The 23,991-nt window shown below is 37.4% G+C and carries 20 protein-coding genes; all 20 read right to left on the reverse strand.

Annotated features, from left to right (window positions below; all coding sequences use genetic code 11):
* Positions 1 to 48 precede the first annotated feature (48 nt).
* On the reverse strand, positions 49 to 2,157 hold the full coding sequence (pnp, locus tag FEZ13_RS07635; protein WP_146552091.1) for a polyribonucleotide nucleotidyltransferase: 2,109 nt from the start codon (positions 2,155 to 2,157) through the stop codon (positions 49 to 51).
* Positions 2,158 to 2,359: 202 nt separating this feature from the next.
* Positions 2,360 to 2,629: a 30S ribosomal protein S15 gene (gene rpsO / locus FEZ13_RS07640; RefSeq protein ID WP_146549319.1), complete on the reverse strand. Its 270-nt coding sequence runs from the start codon at positions 2,627 to 2,629 to the stop codon at positions 2,360 to 2,362.
* A 150-nt stretch (positions 2,630 to 2,779) separates the two neighbouring features.
* The gene (locus tag FEZ13_RS07645) at positions 2,780 to 3,727 is read right to left on the reverse strand and encodes a bifunctional riboflavin kinase/FAD synthetase (protein ID WP_146552092.1); all 948 of its coding nucleotides are present in this window, start codon (positions 3,725 to 3,727) and stop codon (positions 2,780 to 2,782) included.
* Positions 3,728 to 3,880: 153 nt separating this feature from the next.
* Positions 3,881 to 4,798: a tRNA pseudouridine(55) synthase TruB gene (gene truB / locus FEZ13_RS07650; RefSeq protein WP_146552093.1), complete on the reverse strand. Its 918-nt coding sequence runs from the start codon at positions 4,796 to 4,798 to the stop codon at positions 3,881 to 3,883.
* A gap of 189 nt (positions 4,799 to 4,987) precedes the next feature.
* Positions 4,988 to 5,338, reverse strand: a complete 351-nt coding sequence (gene rbfA / locus FEZ13_RS07655; RefSeq protein ID WP_146549322.1) for a 30S ribosome-binding factor RbfA — start codon at positions 5,336 to 5,338, stop codon at positions 4,988 to 4,990.
* Positions 5,339 to 5,357: 19 nt separating this feature from the next.
* Entirely contained in the window at positions 5,358 to 5,636 is a 279-nt protein-coding gene (locus tag FEZ13_RS07660; protein ID WP_146552094.1) for a DUF503 domain-containing protein, read from the reverse strand.
* A complete protein-coding gene (infB, locus tag FEZ13_RS07665) occupies positions 5,636 to 7,909 on the reverse strand; it encodes a translation initiation factor IF-2 (protein WP_146552095.1) in 2,274 nt (757 codons plus the stop codon). Before infB ends, FEZ13_RS07660 begins: the two co-directional genes overlap by 1 nt.
* A 14-nt stretch (positions 7,910 to 7,923) precedes the next feature.
* Complete coding sequence (locus FEZ13_RS07670; protein WP_146549325.1) at positions 7,924 to 8,235, reverse strand: YlxQ family RNA-binding protein; 312 nt, start codon at positions 8,233 to 8,235, stop codon at positions 7,924 to 7,926.
* A complete protein-coding gene (gene rnpM, locus FEZ13_RS07675) occupies positions 8,232 to 8,510 on the reverse strand; it encodes an RNase P modulator RnpM (protein WP_146549326.1) in 279 nt (92 codons plus the stop codon). The genes FEZ13_RS07670 and rnpM overlap by 4 nt, the downstream gene beginning before the upstream one ends.
* Before the next feature lie 82 nt (positions 8,511 to 8,592).
* On the reverse strand, positions 8,593 to 9,729 hold the full coding sequence (gene nusA, locus FEZ13_RS07680) for a transcription termination factor NusA (protein ID WP_146552096.1): 1,137 nt from the start codon (positions 9,727 to 9,729) through the stop codon (positions 8,593 to 8,595).
* Between the two features lie 20 nt (positions 9,730 to 9,749).
* Positions 9,750 to 10,232 (reverse strand): ribosome maturation factor RimP, encoded by a 483-nt coding sequence (gene rimP, locus FEZ13_RS07685; protein ID WP_146549328.1) that lies wholly within the window; start codon positions 10,230 to 10,232, stop codon positions 9,750 to 9,752.
* 129 nt (positions 10,233 to 10,361) lie between these two features.
* A complete protein-coding gene (locus FEZ13_RS07690; RefSeq protein WP_146552097.1) occupies positions 10,362 to 14,696 on the reverse strand; it encodes a PolC-type DNA polymerase III in 4,335 nt (1,444 codons plus the stop codon).
* A gap of 250 nt (positions 14,697 to 14,946) precedes the next feature.
* Positions 14,947 to 16,653, reverse strand: a complete 1,707-nt coding sequence (locus tag FEZ13_RS07695; RefSeq protein WP_146552098.1) for a proline--tRNA ligase — start codon at positions 16,651 to 16,653, stop codon at positions 14,947 to 14,949.
* 288 nt (positions 16,654 to 16,941) lie between these two features.
* Complete coding sequence (gene rseP, locus FEZ13_RS07700) at positions 16,942 to 18,201, reverse strand: RIP metalloprotease RseP (protein WP_146552099.1); 1,260 nt, start codon at positions 18,199 to 18,201, stop codon at positions 16,942 to 16,944.
* A gap of 37 nt (positions 18,202 to 18,238) precedes the next feature.
* Complete coding sequence (dxr, locus tag FEZ13_RS07705) at positions 18,239 to 19,384, reverse strand: 1-deoxy-D-xylulose-5-phosphate reductoisomerase (RefSeq protein WP_146552100.1); 1,146 nt, start codon at positions 19,382 to 19,384, stop codon at positions 18,239 to 18,241.
* Positions 19,385 to 19,398: 14 nt separating this feature from the next.
* On the reverse strand, positions 19,399 to 20,193 hold the full coding sequence (locus FEZ13_RS07710) for a phosphatidate cytidylyltransferase (protein ID WP_146552101.1): 795 nt from the start codon (positions 20,191 to 20,193) through the stop codon (positions 19,399 to 19,401).
* A gap of 6 nt (positions 20,194 to 20,199) precedes the next feature.
* Positions 20,200 to 20,985, reverse strand: coding sequence for an undecaprenyl pyrophosphate synthase (locus FEZ13_RS07715; RefSeq protein ID WP_146552102.1), 786 nt, complete (start codon positions 20,983 to 20,985; stop codon positions 20,200 to 20,202).
* A 709-nt stretch (positions 20,986 to 21,694) separates the two neighbouring features.
* The gene (gene frr / locus FEZ13_RS07720; protein WP_146552103.1) at positions 21,695 to 22,252 is read right to left on the reverse strand and encodes a ribosome recycling factor; all 558 of its coding nucleotides are present in this window, start codon (positions 22,250 to 22,252) and stop codon (positions 21,695 to 21,697) included.
* Complete coding sequence (pyrH, locus tag FEZ13_RS07725; protein WP_222433419.1) at positions 22,252 to 22,977, reverse strand: UMP kinase; 726 nt, start codon at positions 22,975 to 22,977, stop codon at positions 22,252 to 22,254. Before pyrH ends, frr begins: the two co-directional genes overlap by 1 nt.
* Before the next feature lie 96 nt (positions 22,978 to 23,073).
* Positions 23,074 to 23,958, reverse strand: a complete 885-nt coding sequence (tsf, locus tag FEZ13_RS07730) for a translation elongation factor Ts (RefSeq protein ID WP_146549336.1) — start codon at positions 23,956 to 23,958, stop codon at positions 23,074 to 23,076.
* Positions 23,959 to 23,991: the final 33 nt, after the last annotated feature.

Genomic DNA, 23,991 nt, shown 5'->3' on the forward strand with positions numbered 1-23,991 from the left:
TCGATTCGGGTCTTCTAGTGCTTGTCGAAATTTTAACACGCTCTGCTTTTATTTTTCTTGACGTTCTTTTTCTTCTTTCACTACCACTTTACGTGATAAGTTAATACGGCCTTGACGATCGATTTCAATAACCTTTACCAATAATTCGTCGCCAATTTTCAAAACATCTTCAACAGCTTTTGTGCGTTCTTCTTGAATTTCAGAAATATGAAGTAAACCATCTTTTCCTGGGAAAATTTCAAGGAAAGCACCGAATTTTTCGATACGTTTGACTTTTCCCATATAATATTCGCCAACTTTTGCTTCGCGAACGATATTTTCAATAATTTCTTTTGCACGATCAATCATTTCTTCATCAGAAGAAGAGATGAAGATGGTTCCATCTTGTTCAGTATCTATTTTGACACCCGTTTCTTCGATGATTTTATTGATTTGTTTACCTCCAGATCCAATGACATCACGGATTTTTTCTGGATTTATGTGAATGCTTTTGATCTTAGGTGCGTATTTTGAAAGATGATCTCTTGGTCCTGAAAGTGTAGCAAGCATAGAATCAAGAATAATCATACGACCACGTTTTGCTTGAACTAAAGCTTCATGTAAAATTTCACGAGAAAGCCCATCAATTTTAATATCCATTTGAAGTGCTGTTACACCTTTAGCCGTACCAGCTACTTTAAAGTCCATATCACCAAGGTGATCTTCCATACCTTGTATATCTGTTAAGATTGAGTAATAATCACCTTTCTTCACAAGTCCCATTGCAATACCAGCTACTGGCGCTTTAATAGGAACACCTGCATCCATAAGTGCTAGACATGAGCCGCAAATACTTGCTTGTGACGTTGAACCATTCGATTCTAATACTTCAGAAACACAACGAATTGTATATGGGAAGTCTTTTTCATCTGGTATGATTGCTGATAACGCACGTTCACCGAGAGCCCCATGACCGATTTCACGACGACCAGGTGCACGAATTGGACCTGTTTCACCGACAGAAAATTGCGGGAAATTGTAATGATGCATGAATCTTTTTGATTCTTCAACACCTAAACCATCAATAATTTGAACGTCGCTCAATGCACCTAATGTACAAATAGATAGCGCTTGAGTTTGTCCACGTGTAAATAGCCCTGAGCCATGAGCACGTGGCAATAAGCCGACTTCAGAAGACAAAGGACGTATTTCATCTAATTTACGACCATCTGGGCGAATCTTTTCTTCTGTTATTAAACGACGAACTTCTTCTTTGACCATTTTATCTAAAATTTGATCTACTTGTTTTAAAGTATCTTCGTCTGCTTCTTGTTCTTCATATTTGGCGATAACTTCTGCTTTAACAGCCTCGATTGCTTCATCACGAGCATGTTTTTCATAAGTTTGGATGGCAGCATTCATTTTTTCTTCGTATTCAGAAGTAATCGTTTCCGTTAATGCTGCATCTAATTCATGAAGAACTACTTCGATTTTTTCTTTACCTGCTTCAGCAGTTACTTTCTCTTGAAAGGCAATTAATTTTTTAATTTCTTCATGACCAAACATGATGGCTTCTAACATTGTTTCTTCTGGTACTTCTAATGCACCAGCTTCAACCATATTAATCGCGTCTTTTGTACCTGCTACTGTTAAGTTGATGATTGAATCTTTCCATTGTTCTACTGTTGGATTAACGATAAATTGATCGTTAATCATCCCCACTTGAACGCCAGCAATCGGACCATCGAATGGAATATCAGACACCATAAGAGCTAGTGATGACCCTAGCATTGCAGCCATTTCTGAACTACAATCGGGATCTGCTGACATGACCATCGAAATAACTTGTACTTCGTTACGGAATCCATCTGGGAAAAGCGGACGAATCGGACGGTCGATTAAACGCGATGTTAAAATGGCTTTTTCAGAAGGACGTCCTTCACGTTTGATAAATCCTCCTGGAATCTTACCAGCAGCATATAATTTTTCTTCATAGTTTACTGTTAATGGGAAGAAATCAGCTTGTTTCGGTTGTTTAGACATTGTTGCATTACATAATACAGCTGTTTCTCCGTAGCGAACCATAACGGCTCCATTTGCTTGTTTTGCGAGCTGACCCACCTCAATTTGTAAAGGTCGTCCTGCCCATTCATAGGTAAAAACCTTTTTTTCGTTCATGTATTGAACTCCTCTCTTAAAAAGAAAACCTAATCACATATACTGTTTATGTTATGTAGTTACTTGTAGTTTATCAAAAATAATAATGCTTTGCGAAACATTTCTCTAAACTTCATTTTCAAATATGACCTAGGAGGTTATGTTGTATTTTATAGGGGCATAAAGAAAAAGCGGGACAAGCCCGCTTTCACAAAAGTGCATTTTATCGACGTAAGCCGAGTTTAGTAATGATTTCACGGTAACGTTGTACGTCATTTTCACGTAAATATTTTAATAAGTTACGACGACGTCCGACCATTTTGAATAAACCGCGACGTGAGTGATGATCTTTTTTGTGAACACGTAAATGTTCATTTAAGTTATTAATCTCTTCCGTAAGGACAGCGATTTGAACTTCTGGTGAACCAGTATCACTTTCGTGTGTACGGAACTCAGCAATGATTTCGTTTTTACGTTCTTTTGTTAGTGCCATCCTATTCACCTCCTAAAATGAAATACCCCCTATTACTGAGCAACTCGTTGGTGACTCGATGTGCCAAGTAATGGTTGAGTGACAACTTTAAGTATGCCGCCTTAGAAATAGTAACATAAAGACCATATGCATGCAACTATAATCGTTGAATTAACAATGGCTTAAATATTCCATAGCATGTTGTTTATCTAACTCAATTTGTGCCTTTAACGATTCAATGCCATCGAATTTTTGTTCACCGCGAAGATATTTATACCAATCTACTTTTACTTCTTCCCCATAAATGTTTTTATCAAAGTTATGAATATATACTTCAATCGTTAAATTCTTTTCATCAGGTTTTTTAAAGGTTGGTTTATAGCCTACATTGCATACTCCATCATGCCACTCATTTTGTACTTGCAATCGTACTGCATAGACACCATTCGCAGGGATAAAAGTCCCTTCTGCCTCTTGTACGTTTGCGGTTGGAAAACCGATTTGTCGTCCACGCTTGTCCCCATGTACAACAATCCCAGGAATCTGATAAGGTCGACCAAGAAGCTCGCGTACCAGTTCCATATCTCCTTTTTCTAATGCATGTCGAATACGTGTCGAACTAATTTTATCAGAATCTTGTAGCTGTTTTTCAACGATAGATACTTCATAATCTCCATTGCTCATTTCATGTAAATCCTTCATTGTTCCACTTCCCATCGCTCCAAATGTAAAATCAAAACCTGCGGTAACATGTTGAATATTCAAGTTGCGGATAAATACATCGACAAATTGTTGTGGACTTAATTTAGCAAAATCTGATGTGAATCGGACGACAAATACAGTATCTACCTGAAGTTCTTCTAAAATTTCTAATTTTTGGCTTAAAGGCGTAATATAAAATACTTGTTCCTTATGTTGCCCTAAAACGATCGATGGATGTGGATTAAATGTCATTACCGCAAGTTTTAGGTTTTTATCCTTTGCTTGTTTTTTTGCTTCCTCAATAACAGCTTGATGTCCACGATGCACTCCATCGAAAAAGCCAATTGCTAAAGAATATGGACCTTCCATTTTATCTGAACTAATCTGATAAGGATACATCAGTTGAATGACCTTCATGTAACTGCCTCCTAATAAAGTGAAACTCATTCAGTGAAATTTTTTCACTGAATGTTAGTTGAACCAATCGGACTTTTACAGGCAGTAATCCCACTCCTACCTTCTGTTTTATTGCTTACGCATCTTGATGGAATGGCTTATCTTACTGCCTGTTCATATGGAATCAACTTTAGGGAACATTTTTTCTGGTTTCATTAGCCCCTTTTTCTCCGGATGCTTTACATAGACAGCAACCGCTTTATGATCTTCCATATAAACTATTTTATCATGTTCTTTAAGAGCAGGGTGCATCGGTAAAACTTGACCATTTATTATTTTTTTATGATTATCCTCTGTTACGTCAAATTGTGGGTAATCTGTTAATGCATATTCTAATGGCTTGATACATTCCTTTAACTGCTCATTCTCTGCTTTTTCCTGTAATTGACTTAAAGTAATGCAATCTTCTTTTGAAAATGTACCTGATTTTATACGTACTAATGAGGCCATATGCGCTGGGTAACCAAGTAATTCACCTATTTGAACAGCCAAGGTACGGATATATGTTCCTTTACTGCATGCTATACGTACAGGGAAGGTAATCGTCCTTCCTTTATATTCTTCGCAATGATCAAGCAATTCTAATGAATAAATGGTTACTTGACGTGTAGGGCGGTCAATGATTTCACCGCGTCTCGCATATTCATACAATTTACGACCATTTACTTTCACAGCCGAAAACATTGGAGGAGTCTGAGATATTTCACCGGTTAATGAATTTAGCACAGATAAAACTTGCTCACGTGTAAGATGTTTTTCTGTTGTATCTTCTTCTATAACTTCTCCCTCAGCATCTTCTGTCGTTGTAGCCGTTCCGATTTCAATAATTGCTTCATATACTTTTCCCGCATCCGTCAAATATTCAGCTAGTCTTGTTGCATTACCGATACAAATAGGTAATACCCCTTCAACACCAGGATCTAGTGTGCCAGTATGCCCTACTTTTTTAGTATGTAGGATTTTACGAACTTTGAATACACAATCATGAGATGTCATACCTTGTTCTTTCCATAATGGGAGAATGCCGTGCATGCATATTCACACCTTTACTTAAAAATTATAATTTAACCAACAGGCATTAATTATCTAAGTTTATCCATTCAAATATAGATCATTAACGTTTCAACTTGAGGTCTTTAGTACTTGTCACGGCTATACGACAACCTCAGCTCTTTTTATATTAGAAAAAGCCTGCAATATTTAATCTGCAGGCTTTTTCGATTATTGTTCTTGCGAATCGTTAAGTTGACGCAACAACGTATCAATTCGATTCCCATACTCAACAGATGAGTCAAACTCAAATGAGATTTCGGGTGTAACTCGTAAACGAATACGATGGCTAATTTCCGAACGAATAAAGCCCTTTGCTTTTTCAAGACCTTTCATAGTATCTTGACGTTCTTTTTCTGTACCTAGACAAGTAATATAAACTGTTGCTTGCTGAAGATCACCTGTTACATCTACATCTGTTACAGTCACAAATCCTACTCGTGGATCTTTTAACTTTCGGCTAATAATATCCGCAAGTTCTTTTTTCATCTGTTCTGCAACACGATTTGAGCGCATTGACATAGTTGTTTCACCTCAATTTCTATAAAAACTCTCGATGTATATGGAGACATTGCCATTCAGGATTTGATTCCAAAAATGCAATTGCGCGTCCTAGTTCTTTTTCAGCTGCTTGTTGCGCAGATGCAACCGAAACGAGTGCTAAAAGCGTTCTTTGCCAAACATCTTGATGATTGATTTCCGCTATTGAGACATTGTATTTTTGTTTTGTGCGAGTAAGCATCTGTTGTAATACGGCTCTTTTTTCTTTTAGCGAATGGGCAGAAGGGATAAAAAATTCACACTCTGCGTAAATGATCATTAACGTTTTATCTCTTCCATAATAAAGGCTTCAATTTCGTCTCCAACTTTAATATCGTTGTAATCTTTAATGGTAAAGCCACACTCATATCCTTTTGCGACTTCTTTTGCATCATCTTTGAAACGTTTTAAAGAATCTAGTTCACCTTCAAAAACGACAATGCCATCGCGAATAACACGAACGCCACTGTCTCGTGTTAACTTACCATCTGTTACATAACCGCCTGCAATTGTACCTACTTTGGAAACTTTAAATGTTTCACGAATTTCAGCAGCTCCAATTACCTTTTCCTTGAATTCAGGATCTAGCATCCCTTTCATCGCAGCTTCAATTTCTTCAATTACTTTATAAATTACTTTATGAAGACGGATATCTACGCCTTCTTCTTCTGCTGCACGTTTAGCATTAGCATCAGGTCTAACATTGAAACCAATAACGATTGCGTTAGATGCCGCTGCAAGTGAAATATCAGATTCAGTAATGGCACCAGCACCTGTGTGAATGATTTTCACATTTACGCCTTCTACATCAATTTTCATCAATGAGGCTGCCATTGCTTCTACAGTACCTTGCACATCTGCTTTAACGATTAAGTTAAGTTCTTTCATATCGCCTTGCTTCATTTGTTCAAATAAATTATCTAATGTTACTCGTTGTTTTTCAGAACGTTGTGCTTGTATTGCAGTAGCTGCACGAGTTTCACCAACTTGACGAGCAGTTTTTTCATCTTCAAATACAACGAAACGATCACCTGCTTGTGGCACATCATTTAAGCCAGTAATTTCGACGGGAGTAGATGGACCAGCAGATTTTACGCGACGACCTACATCATTAACCATAGCACGGACACGACCGTATGTATGACCTACTACGATTGGATCACCAACATGTAATGTACCGTTTTGTACTAATAATGTCGCAACTGAACCGCGTCCTTTATCTAATTGAGCTTCAATAACTGAACCGATGGCACGACGTTTAGGGTTTGCTTTTAACTCTCCCACTTCAGATACAAGCAAGATCATTTCAAGTAATTGATCGATGCCATCACCTTTAAGTGCTGAAATTGGTACATAGATCGTATCACCGCCCCAATCTTCAGGAACTAATCCATGTTCAGTCAACTCTTGCATCACACGGTCAGGGTTTGCAGTAGGTTTATCCATTTTGTTTACAGCTACAATAATCGGTACTTCTGCAGCTTTTGCATGGTTAATGGCTTCAATCGTTTGAGGCATTACACCATCATCAGCAGCAACAACTAAAATGGTTAAATCGGTGATTTTCGCTCCACGTGCACGCATTGTCGTAAAAGCAGCGTGTCCTGGAGTATCTAAGAATGTAATTTTTTTACCTTTGACTACAACTTGATATGCACCAATATGTTGTGTGATCCCACCTGCTTCGCCTTCAGTAACTTTCGTGTTTCGAATAGAGTCTAACAATGTCGTTTTACCATGATCAACATGTCCCATTATCGTAACAACTGGAGGGCGCTCTTTAAGATCCGCTTGATTTTCATTTTCATCGCTTTCAAAATAAGTATCTAAATCAGTAAGATCTACACGTACTTCTTCCTCTACTTCAACACCGTAATCGGCACAGATCAACTCAATAGCATCTTGATCTAATTCTTGGTTGATCGTAGCCATAACCCCAAGCATAAATAATTTTTTTATAATTTCAGATGGTTCGCGACCTAATTTTTTTGCTAATTCACCAACTGTTAAAGATTCAAAGAAAGTGATTTTTGCTGGTAGTTCTTTTTTAGCTGCTGGTTGTTGCACTTGTTGTGGACGGTTTTTCCGACGTTGTCCACCATGAATGCCTGGCTTTCTTTTTTGATTGAAGTTACGGTTACCACCTTGATGATTGCCATTACGATTACGATTGTTATTATTATTGCTGTTATTGTTATTGCCGTTTGAATGGCCTTGGTTGTTATTTGAATTATGTTTTGGTTTTGAATGATCTCTTGAAGTTGAATTATTATTCATAGTACTTCCTTGGGCATTTATTTGTTTTGTTTGAGCAGGACTATCTTTTCTTGCTACAGGACGAGTTCCTTGCTGTCCATTAGATTGCTTGTGATGATGAGCTTGTTGTGCAGTGTTTTTCTTTGTATAGACACTATCTAATTTGCTGATCACATCTGTTTCTATCGTAGACATATGATTTTTTACTTCAATATGGAGTTTTGATAATTGTTCGATTACTTCTTTACTTGACTTATTTACTTGTTTCGCATATTCATGAACGCGTAATTTTGTCATGTATTCACCCCCGGTTAGATTTCGTTGAGTAGCTCAGACAGTTTCTTTGCAAAACCACTGTCCATAATAGCTACGGAAACTCTCGCCTCCCTACCAATAGCGTGTCCAAGAGAATCTCTTGTTGCAAATTCATGTAGCTCAACGTTATAAGAATTACATTTATCACGCAACTTTTTTTGCGTGTTTTTGGAAGCGTCCGTTGATAAAATAACAAGTTTTGCATTTTGACCACGGACTTCTTTAATCACTTGTTCTTCGCCAGTTACCACTTTTCGTGCTCGAGCGGCTAACCCCAGTAAATTATAGATTGCTTGTTCCTGATTCATGCTTTTAATTCCTTACGGACAATTGCCAATAAATCATCGTATATTTGATCAGGAACTTTCACTTCAAGTTGACGTTCAAAAACATTTCTTTCCTTAGCTGTCTGAATGGCAGCCTCAGATTTTGAAACATATGCACCACGACCTGATTTTTTACCAGTTAAGTCCACTTCTACTTCTCCCTCTTTTGTTCGTACGACACGAATCATTTCTTTTTTGGGAAGCATCTCGCCTGTAGCGATACATTTTCTTATAGGTACTTTACGATTGATCGGCATCAGAACTCACCTTTCTTCTATCGTTAAGAATTGAATGATAAGGAATCATATCATTCAATTATTTTACGCTTCTTATTCTTTTTTAGTCTTTATATAAGTCCACTTCTACTTCATCAGTGCTATCCACTTCGTTATCAAGTTCTTCATAAACACTAGTTTGTGCTTCTTTACGAGGATAAATTCCTAATTCAGTAGCATCTGTTTCACTTTTAATATCAATTTTCCAGCCAGTCAGTTTTGCAGCAAGTCTCGCATTTTGACCACGTTTACCTATAGCAAGTGATAATTGATAATCCGGTACGACAACTGTTGTGGATTTTTCTTCTTCATTCACTTGTACATCTAATACTTGTGAAGGGCTTAATGCATTTGCTACGAAAACAACTGGATCTTCTGACCATTCGACGATATCGATTTTTTCATCATGTAATTCATTGACAATTGCTTGAACACGGGCACCTTTAGCACCTACACATGAGCCTACTGGATCTACTTCATCATTATGAGCGACTACAGAAATTTTAGAACGATCGCCAGCTTCACGAGCGATTGACTTGATTTCTACAGTACCTTCGAAAATTTCTGGCACTTCCAGTTCAAATAAGCGACGTAACAAGCCAGGATGCGTACGTGAAACAAATACTTGGGGTCCACGAGAAGTACGTTCGACCTTCGTAATATATACTTTAATACGATCATGTGGTTTATATACTTCACCAGGTATTTGTTCGTTTTGAGGAAGAACAGCTTCAATTTTACCGATGCCTACATAAATATTACGGGCATCTAACCGTTCTACAACACCAGTAATGATATCATCTGCACGGTCTACATACTCTTCGTAAACAATACCACGTTCTGCCTCACGGAAGCGTTGTGTCACAATTTGTTTAGCAGTAGTCGCTGCAATACGCCCAAAGTTACGAGGCGTTTCCTCTTCTTCAACGATATCCCCTAATTCATAATTAGGATTAATCTTTTGTGCTTCTGCTAAAGAGATTTGTAAACGTTCGTCTTCCACTTCTTCAACTACATCTTTACGAGAATATAGATGCATAGTACCTTGTTCTAAATTTAAGTCTACACGAACATTCGCCGCTTGGTTATAATTTTTTTTATATGCATTAATAAGTGCTGCCTCAATGGCTTCAACGATGACCTCTTTTGAGATACCCTTCGCTTCAAGTGCACTTAGAGCACCGACTAATTCCTTACTCATTATCTATTTCACTCCTAAAGTTAACGTTCTTTTGAAAAATCAATTGCGAAACGTGCTTTTGCAATTTTGTCTTTCGGTATTAAAACTGTTATTTTTCTTGTCTTAACCTGTACTGCAAGCTCAGCGCCTTCATCTGTATACGACTTTAAATATCCTTCAAATTCTTTCATGCCATTAATGGCCTCATATGATTTTATATGCACAAATTGATCGATTGCTTTTTCAAAGTCTGCATCTTTTTTTAGTGGACGCTCTGCTCCCGGAGAGGAAACTTCCAGAAAATAATTTTGTTCAATTGGATCAACTTCATCCAGTTTTACACTTAATAATTCGCTTACTTGTGCACATTGTTCAATGTCAATGTTTCCTTCAGGAGTATCCACATAAACACGTAGAAACCAATCACGACCTTCTTTAACAAACTCCACTTCAACTAATTCAAGGTTTAGATTCTCTACTATCGGTGTTACTAGTTGTTCTACTTCCATTGTAACCTTGCTCATACAATCCTCCTGACCCACTAAGTTGTCATAACAACAGAAAAGAGCGGGGAATCCCACTCTTTTGCTGCCAATCTATCAACAAATAACTGAATGAATTATAACACAATCAAGCAGCAAATGCAACTAACCTTAGAAGAGAGAGAGTTGATTGGCATCTGGTAATCCTTCTAAGCAGCCTAGTTTATCCATATACTCAATCAATGCTTTCGATACACGACCACGTATTTGCAAATCTTCTTTCGAAAGAAACTCTCCTTCTTCTCTTGCTTTTACAATGGCATATGCTACGTTATTTCCTAAGCCCGGAATTGCGTTAAATGGGGGAATCAAGCTTTGACCATCTATCGCAAATTCAGTTGCCTTTGAGCGGTACAAATCAACCTTTTGGAAAGACATGCCACGTTCACACATCTCAAGCGCTAACTCTAAAACGGTTAATAGGCTCTTCTCCTTTGTCGACGCATCTAAGCCTTTTGCCTCAATTTCTTCGATGCGAGCTCGAATCATTTGTGAACCATTTACCATTGCGATTAAGTCAAAATCATCTGCACGTACAGAAAAGTAAGCACAATAATACACGATTGGGAAGTGTACTTTAAAGTATGCGATACGAACCGCCATTAATACATAGGCAACAGCATGTGCCTTTGGAAACATATATTTAATCTTTTTACATGATTCAATATACCACTCTGGAACACTTTCTTTCCTCATGGCTGCTTCCATATCTTCTGTTAGTCCTTTCCCTTTACGAACATGTTCCATTATTTTAAAAGCCAAAGATGGTTCAAGACCTTGATAGATCAAATAAACCATAATATCATCACGACAACCGATTACTTCTGACAATACGCAAGTTCCATTTTCGATTAATTCACTAGCATTGCCTAACCAAACATCTGTACCATGAGACAAACCAGAAATTTGAACTAATTCAGAAAATGTTGACGGTTTTGTTTCTTCTAACATTTGACGAACAAATCGTGTTCCAAATTCAGGAATTCCTAATGTCCCCGTCTTACAATTAATCTGTTCAGCAGTTACACCAAGAGACTCTGGACCTGTGAAAATTTTCATCACTTCAGGGTCATCAGTGGGAATGGTTTTTGGATCAATTCCTGTTAAATCAAGAAGCATACGAATAACCGTCGGATCATCATGTCCAAGGATATCTAGCTTTAACACATTGTCATGAATAGAGTGGAAATCAAAATGTGTTGTTCGCCATTCAGCATCTTGAGCATCAGCTGGATATTGGAAAGGTGAGAAATCGTAAATATCCATATAATCAGGCACGACTATAATACCACCAGGGTGCTGACCTGTTGTCCGTTTTACTCCTGTACAACCTTGTACAAGACGATCGATTTCTGCACCACGGAAATTGATATTATGATCGGTTGCATATCCTTTTACATAACCATAAGCCGTTTTTTCGGCAACTGTGCCGATCGTTCCTGCTCTATACGCATAATCTTCACCAAACAATACCTTTGTATAGTTATGAGCACGCGGTTGATAACTACCACTAAAGTTTAAATCGATATCTGGCACTTTATCACCCTTAAAGCCTAAGAACGTTTCAAATGGAATATCATGTCCATCTTTTTTATATGGCGTACCACATTCTGGACAATCTTTGTTGGGTAAGTCGAACCCCGAACCAACAGAACCATCATTGAAAAATTCAACATGCTGACAATTTGGGCAAATATAATGTGGCGGTAATGCATTCACTTCTGTAATTTCCATCATTGTGGCAACAAGCGAAGAACCAACAGAACCACGAGACCCTACTAAATAGCCGTCACTCAATGATTTTTTGACAAGTTTATGTGCAATAAGATAAATAACAGAGAACCCATGACCGATAATAGATCCTAATTCTTTTTCAAGCCTTGCTTCCACTATTTCTGGGAGATTTGGGCCGTAAATTTCATGAGCCATATTATAACTCATCTCACGGACTGATTCTTCTGCCCCTTGAATACGTGGCGTATACAACTTGTCCTTTACCGGCACGACATCTTCAATCATATTCGCTATTTTTTGTGAATTCGTCACAACGATCTCTTTGGCTATATCCTCTCCTAAAAATGCAAAATCTTGCAGCATTTCGTCGGTTGTTCTTAAATGAACTTTTGGTAATTCATAACGATTTAAAGGATTAGCACCACCTTGCGAACGTAATAGAATTTTGCGGAATATCGCATCATTTTCACTTAAATAATGAACGTTCCCAGTTGCTACAACTGGCTTTGCTAGTTTTTTTCCAATTTTCACGATTTTACGGATGATATCTTCTAAATTCCATTCATCTCGAATCAGTTCTGACTCTATCAATGGCGCGTAGACATCTTTCGGATGTACTTCTAAGTAATCATAAAATTTGGCGACTTCCATTGCTTCATCCATTGATTTTTGCATAACTGCTGTGAAAAATTCACCTTTATCACAAGCGGTTCCAACTAAAAGTCCTTGACGAAGTTCTTGCAAAGATGAACGTTTAATTCTTGGTACTCTATAGAACGTTGAAACATGTGATTCACTGACAAGTTTAAATAGATTTTTCAATCCATTATTATCAATCGCTAAAATAGTACAGTGTGTGGGACGTGCTCTTTTATAGGCATCTCCTTCACCGATATGTTTGTTAAAATCATCATGATATTTAATATCTTTTGCATCTGCTTCTTTTAATAAATGTAATAATAAGTAGCCCGTTGCTTCCGTATCGTAAATGGCCCGGTGATGTTGTGTTAAATCGATACCGAATTTTTTACATAATGTATTTAATCGATGGTTTTTCATCTCTGGATGTAAGAAACGTGCAAGTTCAAGTGTATCAATAACAGGGTGATGGAATTCATCGATTCCTGCTTTTTTATAGGCTTCATATAAAAAGCCCACATCGAATGTTGCATTATGCGCTACAACAATAGCATCTGCAATAAAATCATGGAATTTTGCTATCATGTCCACAACCTCAGGCGCATCTTCTACCATATCATCTGTAATGCTCGTTAACTCAATTGTTGTAGCTGATAATGGATGATGAGGATTAGCGAAGCTTTCGAATGTATCGATGACTTCCCCATTTTTAATCTTTACCGCTGCGAGTTCAATGATGGTATCATATGCTGCAGATAACCCTGTTGTTTCCACATCAAATACAACGAATGTGTCTTCTTCAAGTAATCGATGCTGCTCATCATAAGCGATCGGCACACCGTCATTCACTAAATTTGCTTCAATACCAAAGATAATTTTAATCCCATACTTTTTACCAGCATTATAGGCATCTGGGAATGATTGTACAACGGCGTGATCCGTAATGGCTATGGCAGGATGTCCCCATTTAGCTGCTTGCCCTACAAGAGAGTCAACTGAAGATACCGCGTCCATTTGACTCATCGGTGTATGTAAATGCAATTCAACACGTTTTTCTCCTTCTGGTGCTTTATCTTCCTTCATCCTTGGTCTGATCTCTATCATATCTTGTGCCATAACGATTAAATCACGTACAAACGTATCATTTTGAACAGAGCCACGTACTCTTAGCCACATTCCCTTTTTCGCCATTTGCATAAGTGCAGCATCATCTTTATCACGTGAGAACATTTTGACTAAAATAGAATCTGTATAGTCGGTTAACTTAATAGTTAATAATGAACGACCACTTCTCAATTCTTTTACTTCAGCATCAAAAACGTATCCTTCTATGACTACACGTCGTTCTTCATCTTGAATTTGATGAATTTCCATCATTGTTTCATCCGGTTTAATAGGTAGTCCTAATTGGAATGGTCTATCAATGGCTCCAGCAGCGGCTGGATGCTCTTGTTTTTCTTGTTCGCGTTTTTGCATATCCATTACGGCTTGCTGTGCAAAAGCAGCTTCTTCTTTACGACGTTGTTCGAGAAATGCTTGTTGTTGGACAGCCAGATCCTCTGTGACCTCTTTTAATTGGAAGTCAACGACCATATGGGGGAAACCATATTGTTGATAAGCTTCCGAAATAACTTCGGCATATTTATTTTTGAATGTCATTAATTGAAATTCTTGCTGACAGTGTAACATGAGCTTTTGCCCGTTCCATTCAGGAATTTGTTTTGCCAACTCTTCTCTTAATGGTGGAGACATCTCATCTATTTCTTCTATTATCTTTGGCCAATAATCCGAAATTAGTTGTTGTGACATAGCATCATGTGCCACTTCTATGTCCACAAGTACGTTTGCAATTTGGGAAAATGCTGAATTCAATCGCATTTGGAAATCTTGAAACACTCGAAAAGGTAATATATTTTGCAATTTCAATGAAAAGCGCCAAACACGGTTTTTTTTATGCACTGTCATACGTGTCATTTCAGCATCTTCAAAAAATGGCATAAAAACATCTTCTGTCATATTGATTTGTTGTAGTAACAGTTGAAATTTTAGTTTTGAATCTTGTTCGTTTGCCATCTTCCCACCTACTTTCTTACATTCTGTCATTCAATGCGCATATCCCTTTTTAAACTTATAAAGTGAAATTCACGCAGTGTTTTTTCTTGAACCCCACTGACCAATCAGATTTTTACAGGCAGCGCTCTCCATGTATCAGTTGTACCATGAAAGGAAAGGGAAAAAGTTTACTGGTCCGATTTACTTTTAAATAAAGAAAAGAAAGCACAAATGTACTTTCTCTCCTAAAATAACCGGTTTTTGACGATTATTATTCTACATGGAAGAAATTATTTAAACGATCTACAAGCTCTTCCTTTGCCCATTCAAATGTTTCACCGGTTTGTCGGAATTTCACTTCTACCATTCCTTCAGAAGCCTTTTTACCAACTGTTACACGAACTGGAAGACCGATTAAATCTGCATCTGCAAATTTAACCCCGGCACGTTCTTTACGATCATCATATAACACATCATAACGATAGGATTGTAACAATTTATATAAATCTTCCGTTAAGCCTTTTTGTGCTTCATCTTTTTCATTTACTGAGATTAGATGAATATCATATGGAGCTACTTGTTTTGGCCATACAAATCCATAACTATCTTGAAACTGCTCCGCAACAGCCGCCATCACACGAGAAACACCAATACCATAGCATCCCATGATAAATGGCTGGGCGCGACCATTTTCATCTAAGAATGTAGCTTTCATGGCATCACTATATTTAGTACCTAGTTTAAATACATGTCCAACTTCAATACCTTCTGCAAATTTAATCGTGCCTTTACCATCTGGTGTTGGATCTCCAACTTGTATAAATCGTAAATCTTCATAACGATCAATAGCAAAATCTCTTCCTGGATTTACATTAACATAATGATAGCCATCCTCATTCGCACCACTTACACCATTACGAATTGACTTAATCGCATTGTCTGCTATTACTTTCACATTCACTGGTAATTTAACAGGTCCAAGTGAACCTACATGGCTGTTTAATAGTTTAAAAATAGTATCTTCTTCCTCTAACTCAACAGATTCAGCATTTAATGCATGTTTAAGTTTAATATCATTGATTTCATGATCTCCACGCGCAAGCACAACTACCGATTCACCATCAACATTAAATACTAAAGTTTTAATACATTGTTCAGGTTTAACATTTAGGAAAGCGGCAACTTCATCAATTGTTTTTTGATCTGGTGTCGCTACTTTTTCAATATTTTTCATTTCTTCACTGGAATGTGTATAATCAACTCTCACTTCAGCCATTTCAATATTAGCTGCATAATCTGTTTCATCAGAATAAGCAATTGTATCTTCACCAATTTCTGACAATACCATAAATTCATGTGTATCCGTACCACCAATAGAGCCGGAATCTGCAATTACTGCACGAAATTTCAATCCAAGACGAGTGAATATATTCGTATAAGCCTTTACCATAGCTTGATAGGTTTCATCTAAACTTTCTGCATTTGCATGAAAAGAATAGGCATCCTTCATCACAAACTCACGGCCACGTAATAGACCAAAGCGAGGACGTTTTTCATCTCTAAATTTAGTTTGAATTTGATATAAAGTCAAAGGTAATTTTTTATAAGATTTGATTTCATCGCGCACTAATGAAGTAATGACTTCTTCATGTGTTGGACCAAGAGCAAATTGACGATCATGGCGATCAGTTAAACGCATTAACTCTGGACCATAAGCATCCCAACGTCCTGATTCTTGCCATAATTCAGCTTGTTGTAGAGAAGGCATTAATAATTCGACTGCACCTGCTGCATCCATTTCTTCGCGAACAATTTGTTCAATTTTTTGTAGAACCTTTATACCCAATGGCAAATAGGTGTATACACCACTTGTATTTTGGCGGATAAAACCTGCGCGCAATAAAAGCTGGTGAGACTTAACATCCGCATCAGCAGGTACTTCACGCAAAGTAGGGATAAATGTTTTACTTTGTTTCATTAGGAAAACCTCACTTTGAGCTATAGTTAATTTTTTATATGAACGTAGTTGATAAGCACCTTAGCAGGCAACACGGCAAAGGAAAATCTCACACATTTGAGGTTATCTCATCCTCACTATTTGTGAGTTGAACCAGTCTAGCTTTTACAGATAGTAGATCCTTCTTCTCCTGCTTTTTCACTTGATGCTTGAGCTGTTGCCCTTTAATACGGGATGTACAAGCAGCATCATCATGCTAGTAGCCGTGCTGTCTCTGAAAAAATTTGCTTTTAATAGGAACTATTTTTACTAAAAGAAGAATCGTTGAATATCATTCCATGTTACTGCAATCATAAGAATCATCAAAAGAACAATTCCTACAAAATGAACCATTCCTTCTTTTTGGCGATCAACTGGTTTACCACGAACAGCTTCAAATCCGAAGAATAATAAACGTCCTCCATCTAGTGCCGGTAATGGTAGTAAGTTCATAATTCCTAAGTTAATACTTAATACAGCTGCCCAATTCATAATATTGATAGCACCGTATTTAGCCACTTCTTCGGTTGCTTTATATATGCCAACAGGACCTGACAAAGCATCAATCGTAAATCCTCCAGTTATTAAGGATCCAAGAATCGTGAAAATTTTAATCGTCCAATGATAGGTTTCTGTAAAACCAAATGCAAGAGCTTTTAATGGACTTTTTTCAACAGGACTTTGATACTGCACACCAATTTGTCCTATCGTTTGTCCATCGATTTTCTTTTCACTTGGGGTCACTTTTACCTTTTCATGTCCACTATCACGTTTAATATCTAATGTTAATTCTTTATTTGGATTATTTTGAATAGCAGTTGATAATTCTTGCCATGTTTCAATGGATTTACCGTCTATTGCGGTTACATAATCGCCTTTTTCCAATCCTGCTGCCGCAGCAGGACTATCTTTTACAACACCAGCAAGGACAGGTTCGTATGTTGGTACCCCTGCCATAAACGCAATAACAATAAAAACAATAATGGCCAGGATAAAATTAAACAATGGACCTGCAAAAATAGTCATTGCACGTTTTCCTACAGATTTTGAATTGAATTGTCGGTCATATGGAGCAATCATCAATTCACTCCCATTTTCCTCGATAACTGCATTACGTGCAATATTGTAACGTACAAGCTTTTCATCCTCATCATAGCCTTCAATCCATAATTTCTTTTGAAGATCAGCCTTTTCTACTTCCAAGAAAAGCATGTCCGGCAATTGCTTGTTTTGATTTAAAACGATTTTTGTTACTTCGTTTTGATCGTTCAACAACATTCCGATTCGGTATCCTGGTTGAAGTTCGACCACATCAGCATCGTCTCCAGCCATACGCACATACCCACCCATTGGTAACAAACGGATTGTGTATAATGTTTCACCTTTGTTAATACCTAATATTTTAGGACCAAAGCCAATGGCAAATTCGCGTACCAATATACCAGAACGTTTTGCAAAGATAAAGTGACCTAGTTCATGAAAAAACACGATAGAGCCGAACACTATGATGAATGCAATGATTGATTGCATGTAATCCCACCTTCTCAAGCTTTGTAAATTGCTATTACTATTTTAGCATGGTTTGAACTGTTTTTCTCGTTTCTTTGTCGATATGTAAAATAGTTTCTAAATCTGGATGTTGAATATTCACATGATTGTTCATCATTTTTTCGATAATGTCCTCAATTTCAAGAAATGTAATTTTCTCTTGTAAAAACGCACCGACAGCAGCTTCGTTTGCTGCATTCATCACTGTCAAAATGGTACCGCCCATTCTTCCTGCTTGATAAGCAAAATCTAGGCAACGGAAACGTTTCAAATCCACATGTTCAAAATGCAATTGACCTATTTTAGCTAAATCTAATCTTTCCGCAGTAGAACGAGGTAATCTCTCAGGATAACTTAATGCATATTGAATAGGTGTACGCATATCTGGTGTACCTAGTTGAGCCATTATACTTGTATCATGATATTCAACCATCGAGTGAATAATGCTTTCTCTATGAATTAAAACGTCAATTTTGTCATAAGGCATATCATATAAGACAGATGCTTCAATCACTTCTAACCCTTTATTCATCAAAGTTGCTGAATCAATCGTAATTTTTGCTCCCATCGACCAATTCGGATGATTTAAAGCCTCTTTGATTGATACGTTTTTGAGTTCTTCACGTGTTCTATCTCGAAAGCTACCACCTGAAGCTGTAAGGATCAAACGTGAAATTGATTGACGATTTTCCCCTTGCATGGATTGCCAAAGTGCTGAATGTTCACTATCTACTGGCAAGATAGGTGCGCCAAATTTTTTTGCTTCACTCATGACTAAATGTCCGGCTGTCACCAGTGTTTCTTTATTAGCAATTGCAATAGCCTTTTTTTTACGAATTGCTGCTAAAGTTGCTTCAAGACCGATACTTCCTAATACAGCATTTAATAATACATCTGCTTCTGCAAATGTAGCCACATCCACTAATCCTTTTGGTCCACAAGTAAAATCAATATGCGGAAACTCTTTAGAAAGCATGTGAGCGTCTTCTTCTAATTGTACAGAAACTAATTTAGGACTAAATTCAACAATAATTTCCTTTGTTCTTTCGATATTTTTACCTGCTGCAAATGCTACAATTTTAAACTCATCTGCATGATCTCTAACAATATCTAATGTTTGTAAGCCAATAGAACCTGTTGCTCCTAATAAGCTGATTGATTTCATTTAAAATATCTCCCTTATCCAATAAAGTGTAAGAAATATAACAATGGTAAAACGAATAATAGGCTGTCGAAGCGATCTAATATTCCACCATGTCCAGGCAGTATGTTCCCGGAATCCTTTACACCATAGTGACGCTTAATCGCTGATTCTACTAAATCTCCCAATTGTCCAAATATGGAAGCCACCACCGATACGATCATTAAAGTTATCCACGAAATATCTAATTTTGCGATGAATTGGAAAATCATCGCTGAAATGAATGCCACCACAATCCCTCCAGCAAAACCTTCAATCGTCTTTTTGGGAGATATTTCTGGCCATAATTTATGCTTTCCTAATTTTCTACCAATAAAATATGCCCCAGAATCGGTTGTCCATACAATGACTAATGCGTATATAACAAATCGCAAGCCTGCGTCTCTAGTCGCTATAAAGAAATGAAAACCGATTCCCACATATAGGGCACTTGCCAGCAAGAATCCTACATCATCAAACGAGAATTTATTTTTTACGAGAACAGTATAAATAAGCAATAATATGACACATATGAATACGTATTCAGTGTTAGAATAGGAAGTTATCTCTTGAATCTGCTCTGACCATTCTTTAGGCATTAAAATGATAAATAATAAAATGAATGTAATGATTCCGGGTACAGAAAATAACGAAATCCCTTTCATTCTTAATACTTCAAATAATCCTACTGTCGCCATTGCATATACCAAAATGGCAAATGGGTATTGACCATAGATAACGAATGGTATAAACAATGCAGCAGCAATAATAGCCGTAATAATACGTTGTTTCACTCTTTCTTATTCTCCTTTCAATCCCCCAAATCGGCGATTGCGCTTTTGATAATCGATTACTGCTTCGTATAAGTGCTCTGCTCTGAATTCTGGCCAATGTATGTTTGTAAACCAAAACTCCGTATAAGCAAGCTGCCATAATAGGAAATTACTTAATCGAAATTCTCCACTTGTGCGGATAAGTAAATCTGGATCTCCAATCTTTGCAGTCATAAGTTGCTCACAAATGATTTCTTCCGTAATGGCGGTTGTTTCTAACTTTCCATCTTGAACCAGTTTAGCGATCCGTTGTACAGCTAACACTATCTCGCGGCGACTACCATAATTAAATGCAAAGTTAAGCACCATTCCTGTATTATTTTTTGTTTCTTCCATCGCATTTCGAACTGCTCGACTTGTATATTGAGGTAAACCTTCCATTTCACCAATCATTTCAACACGAATGTTCAATTCCATCAACTCTGGTAAAAAGTCTGCCAAAAACTCCTCTGGCAAATGCATCAAGAATTCTACTTCACTTGATGGACGTTTCCAATTCTCCGTCGAAAATGCATAAAGTGTTATCACCTTGATACCAATTGCATTAGCTGCTCTTGTTATACGGCGTACATTATGCATGCCTTCTCGATGTCCTACAAAGCGTGGAAGTGCACGTTGCTTTGCCCAGCGCCCATTGCCATCCATAATAATGGCTATATGATTGGGTACTCTCTGCTGACGCAATGTATCAATTTGCTTCTGCAATGATTGATCTTGTTTATCTGATTTTCTCCATCCGAGTTTATCTAACATTTAGAATCCTCCACTAACTAACAGATCGGAACGTATACTTCTACTATCATATCAAAAATACGGATTTTTTTCCTTAATCTTTATCAATTACACCCCAGCGTAATTGCATCCGGATTTTTTCAAGCCTGTAAGAGAAATCTTTTCAAAATCCGTGACATCTACCGGAAGCCCTGTGTCAATACGAGGGTGATCCCCCATCTATCTTCCTCTTGGCTTAGGGGTCTTACTGCCCGTTAACGCGGGATAAAATCGCATTCATCTAGCCACCTATATAGGTGGGTGACTTCCTGAATGAAGATAAAAAAGACGTCCCTGTAGTTATAGGACGTCTTATAAAACACAAGGTTCTAAAAAACCAATTACGTCTTCTTAAGCGTAATAAAGTAAAGCTTCCAGCAGCGGGGTTTTACTGCCCATTAACGCAGAATAAAAATGGAACTATAACTGCACAATGCATATCCTGAACATTCACAGAACAAATAACGAATGTCTGGATAACTTCTAAAAGAGGAAAATCTTATCCTGTATAAACAAGCAGTAACCCCCCTACCCCAAGATTTAAAAAAATCAAAGAGTGGGTCCCACTTTTATAAAAGTCTGATTGGTTCAATTGAACACCCAATATAGACTCAAGAAAACCCTCACTGGATGAAGTTTCACTTTATATTCATCTTATTACCAAGAAAAATGAAGGCTCCTGCTAATATAGTTAGACAGACATAATTTCGTTTTCTTTTTCTTTTGCGATTTGGTCAACTTTAACAATATTCGTATCTGTTAGTTTTTGAATGTCATCTGAAAATCCGCGTAAATCGTCTTCTGTGATTTCTCCACTTTTTTCTAGCTTTTTAAATTCATCATTTGCATCACGACGAACATTTCGAACAGCCACTTTTGCTTCTTCAGCCTCTTTTTTCACCTGTTTCACTAGCTCTTTACGACGTTCTTCCGTTAATGCGGGAATTGCTAAACGAATGACGTTACCATCATTTGTTGGCGTAATACCAATATCTGATTTTAACAACGCTTTTTCGATATCTCCCAAAGCGGTTTTATCATATGGTTGAATAACTAATAGCCGTGCTTCTGGAATTGTAATCCCAGCCAATTGTTTAATAGGTGTTGGAGCACCATAATATTCAACGCTCACATGGTCTAGCAATGAGGCGTTAGCGCGCCCAGCACGAATTGTTGCTAATGCTCGAGTAAATACTTGAATTGCCTTCGTCATTTTTTCTTCAGCTTTTGTGATAACTTCTTGTGACATTATGAATTCCTCCTAACCACTGTTCCGATAGTTTCGCCTAATACAGCGCGTTTGATATTTCCATTTTCCATAATAGAAAATACGATTAATGGAATGTCGTTATCCATACATAATGTGGATGCTGTTGAATCCATAACCTGCAATCCTTGTTGGATTACTTCTAAGTATGTTAGACTATCATATTTTACCGCATCTGTATTTGTTTTAGGATCTGCAGAGTATACACCATCTACGTTATTTTTAGCCATCAAAATGACATCTGCATTAATTTCAGCCGCACGTAACGCTGCTGTTGTATCTGTGGAGAAGTAGGGGTTACCTGTACCTGCCGCAAAAATCACAACACGTTTTTTTTCAAGGTGACGTATTGCTTTTCTTCTAATATACGGTTCAGCAACTTGTGTCATAACGATTGATGATTGAACACGAGTTGGAACATCTAAATTTTCAAGGGAATCTTGAAGAGCTAATGCATTCATAACAGTTGCTAACATACCCATATAGTCGGCGTTTGCACGTTCCATACCCATTTCAGCACCGATTTTACCTCTCCAAATATTACCACCACCGACTACTAACGCTACCTCTATTCCTAGATCAACAACCTCTTTCACTTGTTCTGCTACTGATTTCACAATTTTAGGTGATAAGCCAAAGCCTTTTTCTCCAGCAAGAGCTTCTCCACTCAGTTTAATGACTACTCTATTATACTGTGGCATACTCATTGGAACCTCCATCATCATGCTTTTTTCTCGAAAAAGAGGGAACACGATAAGCTGTGCTCCCTACTCTTATACATTAATTATTCAACAAAATTAATATTAATTGCCTTTAACTTGGCTCATTACTTCTTCTGCAAAGTTATCTTCGCGTTTTTCAATACCTTCCCCTACTTCATAGCGTACGAATGAAGTAAGTGTAGCGCCAGCAGCTTTAACATAGTCACCAACTTTTTGATCTGGGTTTTTAACAAATGCTTGATCAAGAACACAAATTTCTTCGAAGTATTTACGTAAACGACCTTCGACCATTTTAGCAACAATATTTTCTGGTTTGCCTTCGTTTAATGCTTGTTCAGTTAATACTTTGCGTTCATGAGCAACTTCTTCTTCAGAAACTTGATCATGAGCGATGTATTTAGGATTTAATGCAGCGATATGCATAGCAACATCTTTTGCCACATCAGAATCAGTAGTTCCTTCAAGTACTGCTAATACGCCAATACGTCCACCCATGTGTAAGTAAGCGCCAAATGCGTCTGCATCAGTTTTTGAAGCGATCGTGAATCGACGAAGCGTGATTTTTTCTCCGATTGTAGCGATTGCTGAAGAAATATGTTCAGAAACTTTTGCGCCATTATCCATTTTAGATTCTAAAGCTTCTTCTAAGTTAGCTGGTTTAACTGCTAGTAAATGATCAGCTAATTCTTTCACTAAAGTTTGGAAACCTTCATTTTTTGCAACGAAGTCAGTTTCAGCATTTACTTCTAATAGTACTGCGTCATTACCTTTCACTTCGATGTAAGTTGTACCTTCAGCAGCGATACGATCAGCTTTTTTACCAGCCGCCGCTAATCCTTTTTCACGTAGGAAATCTACTGCTGCATCCATATCTCCATCAGTTTTTACAAGTGCTTTTTTACAATCCATCATACCAGCACCAGTTTTTTCACGTAATTCTTTTACCATTTTAGCAGTTACTGCCATTGATAGTTCCTCCCTTAATATATGAAATTAATA

This window comes from Rummeliibacillus sp. SL167 (assembly GCF_007896505.1).
GTDB lineage: Bacteria > Bacillota > Bacilli > Bacillales_A > Planococcaceae > Rummeliibacillus > Rummeliibacillus suwonensis.